The 6,151-nt window shown below is 67.6% G+C and carries 5 protein-coding genes and 1 pseudogene; 1 reads left to right on the top strand and 5 read right to left on the bottom strand.

Annotated features, from left to right (window positions below):
• Window positions 1–500: transposase (locus tag JWR81_RS30310; RefSeq protein WP_297660714.1), on the top strand; the 500-nt coding region annotated here is incomplete at its 5' end.
• 7 nt (window positions 501–507) lie between these two features.
• Here the strand turns inward: JWR81_RS30310 and JWR81_RS30305 are convergent.
• From JWR81_RS30305 to JWR81_RS30285, 5 genes and pseudogenes are all read right to left on the bottom strand, one after another.
• Window positions 508–1,839 carry a cytochrome P450 gene (locus JWR81_RS30305; protein ID WP_297660711.1) on the bottom strand — a complete coding sequence of 444 codons (1,332 nt, stop codon included), beginning with the start codon at window positions 1,837–1,839 and terminating at the stop codon, window positions 508–510.
• A 2-nt stretch (window positions 1,840–1,841) separates the two neighbouring features.
• Window positions 1,842–3,257 (bottom strand): FAD-dependent oxidoreductase, encoded by a 1,416-nt coding sequence (locus JWR81_RS30300; protein ID WP_297660708.1) that lies wholly within the window; start codon window positions 3,255–3,257, stop codon window positions 1,842–1,844.
• 2 nt (window positions 3,258–3,259) lie between these two features.
• Window positions 3,260–3,466 carry a ferredoxin gene (locus JWR81_RS30295; protein WP_297660705.1) on the bottom strand — a complete coding sequence of 69 codons (207 nt, stop codon included), beginning with the start codon at window positions 3,464–3,466 and terminating at the stop codon, window positions 3,260–3,262.
• 318 nt (window positions 3,467–3,784) lie between these two features.
• Window positions 3,785–4,017 (bottom strand): annotated as a pseudogene (locus tag JWR81_RS30290) (IS5/IS1182 family transposase); the annotation flags it as partial.
• Window positions 4,018–4,188: 171 nt separating this feature from the next.
• Window positions 4,189–6,021, bottom strand: a complete 1,833-nt coding sequence (locus JWR81_RS30285) for a glycoside hydrolase family 15 protein (protein WP_297660701.1) — start codon at window positions 6,019–6,021, stop codon at window positions 4,189–4,191.
• Window positions 6,022–6,151: the final 130 nt, after the last annotated feature.

The raw sequence follows: 6,151 nt of genomic DNA, 5'->3' as shown, positions 1-6,151 counted from the left end.
GCAAGAGCTGGCAGTTCCAGGCCACGCCGCGCCGGCTGCGGGCGACCTATCACCGCTACGACGGTGTGATGCACATGCTCGCCGCGCTGGACCTGGCCCCCGGCAAGCTGTTCCACCGGATCCGCCCGCGCAAACGCGCGGCCGAGTTCCTCGACCTGCTCAAGACCCTACGGGCCCGCTGGCCCGACCAGAAGCTGTACGTGGTGTGCGACAACTTCTCCCCGCACCGCCACACCACCATCCGCGCCTGGTGCGCCGATCACGACGTCGAGTTGGTGTTCGTGCCGACCTACGGCTCCTGGTTGAACTGGATCGAGGCCGAGTTCGCGGCGCTGCGCTACTTCGCGCTCAACGGCACTGACCACCGCAGCCACGCCGAGCAGAACGCCGCCATCGCCGGCTACCTCCGCCGGCACAACACCCGGGCCTCGCCGAAGGTCAACTTCGCCACCGACTCACCGATCCGAACCTGGACCGATCACCCGGCCAAGGCTGCGTGACAAGCCACTAGTCTCTAATGCGGTCGTAGTCGATCAATAGGTGTTGTGGGCCACGGAAGACCTGGCTATGCCGGTACGGCGGTGGATCGACGACGAGCCGTGGGTTCTCCACGCGACGCAGGAAGACCTCCAGGGCGAGGTTCACCTCCAGGCGCGCGAGCGGACCGCCGAAGCAGGTGTGGATGCCGCTGCCCCAGCCGAAGTGTTCGTTGTCGCGGCGTTCGGCGTCGAACTTGGCCGGGTCGGCGAACCGGCTCGGGTCGCGGTTCGCGGCGCCGTACATGAAGAAGATCGCCGAACCCTCCGGGATGAGCGTGCCGCCGACCTCGATGTCGGCGGTAGCCGAGCGGCTGGGGAAGAACTGGACAGCCGACTGGAGGCGCAGGACCTCCTCGATGGCGCGGGGGATCAGCCCGGGCCGGCGGCGCAGCAGCTCAATGGACCCGGGGTTCCGCAGCAGGGTCAGCACGCAGTGGGAGATGGTGTTGACCGTGGAGTCGTGACCGGCAACGAGCAGCAGCATCGCGTTGGACACTGCTTCGTTGGGCTCCATGGGTCCGTCCGGGCCACCGTCGTTCACCAGCTTCGAGAGCAGGCCGTCGCCGGGCTTGTCGACGTAACCCTCGACCAGCCCCTGCATGTACTCTTTGAGCGCTGCGGTGCTTTCTTTTCCTTTCTCGGCGCGGATCCTCCCCTCTTCGGTGGCCGCCTCTGGGCCCAGGTCGATGCCCGCCATGAAGTCGAAGATCCAGCCGTGGAAGGCTTTTTCGTCTTCCAACGGAACACCCAGCACCTTGCAGATCACCGTCACCGGCACCAGGTAGCCGTACTCGTCGACGATATCCATCCGGGTCTTGCCGGCGACCTTGCCGAGCAGTTCGTTGCAGAGCCGCTCGATATCGGGACCCATACTCGAGATAAGGTACGGCGTGTGCGGAGGGCCGAAGTGCCGCATTGCCTGGCGGCGCGCTCGATCGTGGTCCGGCGGGTCGGACACGATCATACTCGGCTGCCGGCCGTACGCCTTCATATGCTCGGCCTCGGGTGGGGGCTCCGCCCCGGCTGCCAGCTTGGCCGACACCGGACTGCGGCTCATGTCGGAGCTCACCCGGGGATCGTGGGCCAACGTCAGGAGTTCCCGGTAGCCGGTGACGACGTAAATGCCGTCCGCCACCCGCGCCACCGGCGTTTTCCGCAGCTCGTCGAAGAACCGGTACGGGTCGGGGCGGTTCTCTAATTTCATGGCCTCCGCCCAGGCGATCTCTGGCCTCATGATTGATGTCACCCCTGTCATCTTTTGTTCCCTTGGCTGCGCGATCTCGCGCTTGGCCTCGCCCACCGTCAGCGCCTTCTCGGCCTGAACGCGGCCCCGCGGTCGGTCGGGTCGTGGCCGGTCAAGACGACATCCGGAGCCCCCGTCAGGACCCTGGGATCCGGGAATCGGGCCGGGATTGGCGTCATGCCATCGGCCTGGTCATAGCCCGGCGGCGGGGGCGGGAATGGAGCCGATCGCTCGATCAGTGCCCCGTAGTACTCCAGCCACTTGCCGTGATCGAAGGTGACCGCGGCGACGATGCGGCCCTGGTGACCATAGGCGGCGGCGAAACGGCGATCCTTCACCGATCCTTGGGTGATGACGATCTCGTCGCCGAAGGGGCCCACGCCGACACCCTTGATGTTGACACCGAACTGGCCCGACCAGAAGGAGGGCAGCGGCAGAGGCGGGCGGCGGTCGGGCTCAAGGCTCACCAAGTTGTGCGCCGCGACCCGGCCCCCGAATTCGGCATTGTCCCAATGCTCCAGTGCCAGAAACTGGTAGTTGTACAACACATGCGGGGCGCGCGCGATGTCGCCGGCCACGTAAATGCTGTCGGTCACCACCCCGTTGACGTCGAAGGCACGGCAGCCTGCGTCGCAGCCGACGCCCCAGAAGCCGGCGGCCAGCCCGGCGCCCTCCAGCCATTCGGTGTTGCGGATCGAACCCAGCGACGCCACGACCACGTCGACGTCGAGCGTGGTCCCGTCAGACAGCCGGGCACGGCGCACGTGTCCCTGCGCGTCTGCCTCCAGCGCCTCGACCGAGACGCCGGTGCGGAGATCGACTCCGTGCTCTCGCTGCATCTCGGCGGCGATGTCGCCGATCACACCTCCGAGAGCGCCGACAAGCGGGCTCTCGGCGCGCTCGGCGACGGTCACGGGGAGACCGAGTTCGCGACAGACCGAGGCCATTTCCGAGCCGATGAAGCCGGCGCCGACGATCAGGACTCGCCCTGGATCGGCCGCCAATGCCGCCCGCAGCCGACCCGCGTCATCGGAGGTGCGCAGCGTGAACACCCCCTCCAGCGCACCCTCTTTCGGGTTGAACCATGGCCGCGAGCGGGTACCGGTCGCGATCAGCAGTCGGTCGTACGGAACCTGGTCGCCGTTGGCCAGGCGCACCTGCTTGGTGCTGCGGTCGAGGCCGGTGGCGGCCACGCCGAGCCGCCAGTCCGCATCGACCTTTCGCAGGCGCGGAAGCAAAGTGTGGTCGGCCCGTGCCAATCCCTTCAGCACCTGCTTGGACAGTGGAGGACGGTCGTACGGCTCGTGCTTCTCGTCCCCGATAATGGTCAATTTCCCGTTGAAGCCCTCATCACGCAGCGTTTCAGCGGCGCGTAGCCCCGCCAGGGAGGCGCCGACGATGACGATCCGGCCGTTGGTCTTGAACTCCGCCACCAGCTCCGTCGCCAGCTCCGCGATGGCCGCAGAAGTCGTCACGCCTATACCCCGATCTCGTCCAGCCGGTCCACAATGATGGCCTGCACCGGGCAGGACGCCACGGCCCGCAGAACCTGCTGGCGCAGCGAGTCGTCCGGGTTAGGGTCGTACATCAGCGCCTCCTCACCGTGCAACTGGAGAACCTCCGGCGCTAGCGGAACGCATTGCGCATATCCCTGGCATCGATTCAGATCAACGGCAATTCGCATGAGTATTCCCTTCACCTAGGGCCGCCCCGTAACTCGAAGGGCCTCTCGTGGCGGGCGGGGCTGCCCGCTCCGGGACCGCAGGGCGGTGGCATCCGCCTCCCCGGACCTCGGGAGGGTCCGAGGACGCGGGTGTCGTCCTTCCGGTCGATCGAGTTGTCCTGCCGGTCGGACTATGTCGGCGCTGCGCCCCTTCGTCATCACCCGGGACGGGTGAGCACTGAAAGTGGTCTTCATCGAGGGCCACCAGCTCCGTGGGGCTACATGGAGCGACCGGCAATTTGATCGTCAGGGCAGCCGTTGGGCGATGGGTCGGGTTGGTCAGCGGTAGTGGGTGCGAGCTCGGTTGATCAAGCGGCGGAGCACGGTCAGGGTGGCGGCCAGGTAGAGGTAGAACTCGACGACGATCTTGCGTTTGTCGGTGGTGCGACAGAGCTTGCCGTAGCCGTTCATCCAGGAGTGGGTGTGCTCGACTGGCCAGCGCCTCCCGGCCTGGATCGGCGCCAGGAACCCTTGGCGGCGATCTCACCGTTGTAGTCCAGGATCTCCAGTACTCCCTCCGCGCACACTCCCGACCCTCCCGAGGGCGAGGAGCGTCTGTCATGCAGCAGGCAGAGCAGCAGATCGTGAGCGGCACCAACAGGAAGTTGTAGGTCGGCGTGCTGGCGAACCGCAGGCGCGCGAGGTCGACCGTGGACACGTCACGGCCCCTCTTCACGGTCGGTTCATGGCCGGATAGCCGCGTCGAGCGCCTCGTCGAGGGTGATTGCCGCGTCGATGAGCGCGAGGTGGGTGAACGCCTGCGGGAAGTTCCCGATCTGCTCACCGGTCAGCGCGATCTCCTCGGAGAACAGCCCGACGTGGTTGGCGTAGGTCAGCATCTTCTCGAACGCCAGCCGTGCGTCCTCGAGCCGCCCGGCCCGGGCGAGCGCATCGACGTACATGAACGAGCAGAGGGAGAAGGTGCCCTCGTCACCCTCCAGGCCGTCGGGCGACGCGCCGGGGTCGTAGCGGTAGACAAGGCTGTCGGTGACCAGCTCGTTGTCCATAGCGTCCAGGGTGGACGCCCACATCGGGTCCTGCGGGGCAATGAAACCTACGGTGGACATGCGGAGCAGCGACGAGTCCAGCACCTCGCTGCCGTAGTGCTGGACGAACGCGCCTCGGTTCGGGTTCCAGCCCTTGTTCATGATCTGGTCGTAGATCGCGTTACGGGCCTCGGTCCAGCGGTCGACGGCCGCGGGCCGGCCGTGCGAGGCCGCCATCCGGATGCCGCGGTCGAAGGCCACCCAGCACATCAGCCGGCCGTAGGTGAAGTCCTTGCGCCCTCCGCGGGTCTCCCAGATGCCCTCCTCGGGCTGGTCCCAGTGCCCGGCCAGCCAGCCCAGGAGCTCGCGGATCGCGATCCAGCCGCGGTGCCCGGCCTGCAACTCGTGCTGGTCGGCGAAGAAGATGCTGTCCAGCGCCTCGCCGTAGATGTCGAGCTGGAGTTGGTCGGAGGCGCCGTTGCCGATCCGGACCGGACGCGAGCCGCGATAGCCCGACCAATGCTCCAACGACTCCTCCTTGAGGTCCGAGGAGCCATCGACCCGGTACATGATGTTGAGCGGGCCGCCCTCGCCCCCGGCCCGTTCGGTCACCCGGTCCAGCAACCAGCGGCTGAACTGTGCAGACTCCTCGGTGAAGCCGAGCCGCAGCAGCGAGTAGATGGAGAACGAGGCGTCGCGCACCCAGGTGTAGCGGTAGTCCCAGTTGCGCTCGCCACCGACCTGCTCGGGCAGGCCCGTCGTCGGGGCGGCCACCAAGCCCCCAGTGGGCGCGTAGGTCATCAGTTTGAGCGTGATCGCCGAGCGCTCGATCGTCTCGCGCCAGCGCCCCATGTAGGTCGACCGGGAGAGCCAGGAGTGCCAGAACGCGACGGTGTCGTCGAACAGCCGCTGGAACTCCGCCACCCGGATCTCCCGCGGTGGCCCGTCGGCGGCCGCCTCCAGCACCAGCCCCCGCACGTCCCCGGCGGTCAGCTCGATCGACACCCGCAGGTCGCCCTCGTCGATTCGGACGTGCGCCAGCCGGGCGTCGTCGGGCTCCCGCACGGGGTGCAGGGTCAGCGTCAGCGCGTCGGTGGTGAAGACAGCTCCATGCTCGGTGAGGTCCGTCCGGTGGGTCTTGCGGCCGTAGTCGAACCGCGGCGCGATGTTGACCTCGAAGCTCATCTCGCCGCGGACACAGCGCAGCATCCGGACGAGGCGGTGGTTGGCCGTGGCCTCCCCCGTCGAGGGCGGCATGAAGTCGACCACCTCCCCCAACCCGGCCTCGGTGATGTACCGGGTGATGAGCACGGCCGTGTCGGGGAAGTACATCTGTTTGGTCTCGTACTCACCGCGCGCGGGGCGGACGCGGAAGTGCCCGCCGCGCTCGTCGTCGAGCAGCGCCCCGAACACGCTCGGCGAGTCGAAGCGCGGGCAGCAGAACCAGTCGATCGACCCATCCGTGCTGATCAGCGCCGCCGTCTGCATATCGCCGATCAGCCCGTGGTCGGCGATTTCTGTCTCGGTCATGGCTGCCTCCTCGGTCGTGCGTGCACCCCGGTGGTGCAGGGCGTCGCGGGCGGTCGCTTCGCGGCCGTCGTCACCGTTGCGGGCAGGGCGAGGCGGCACATCACCCGTTGCGAAGTAGCGGCGGGCGACG

The sequence above is a fragment of the Pseudonocardia sp. genome (genome assembly GCF_025965585.1).
GTDB lineage: Bacteria > Actinomycetota > Actinomycetes > Mycobacteriales > Pseudonocardiaceae > Pseudonocardia.
The sequence above is the reverse complement of the archived record's forward strand: the minus strand, read 5'-3'. Positions and strand labels throughout refer to the sequence as shown.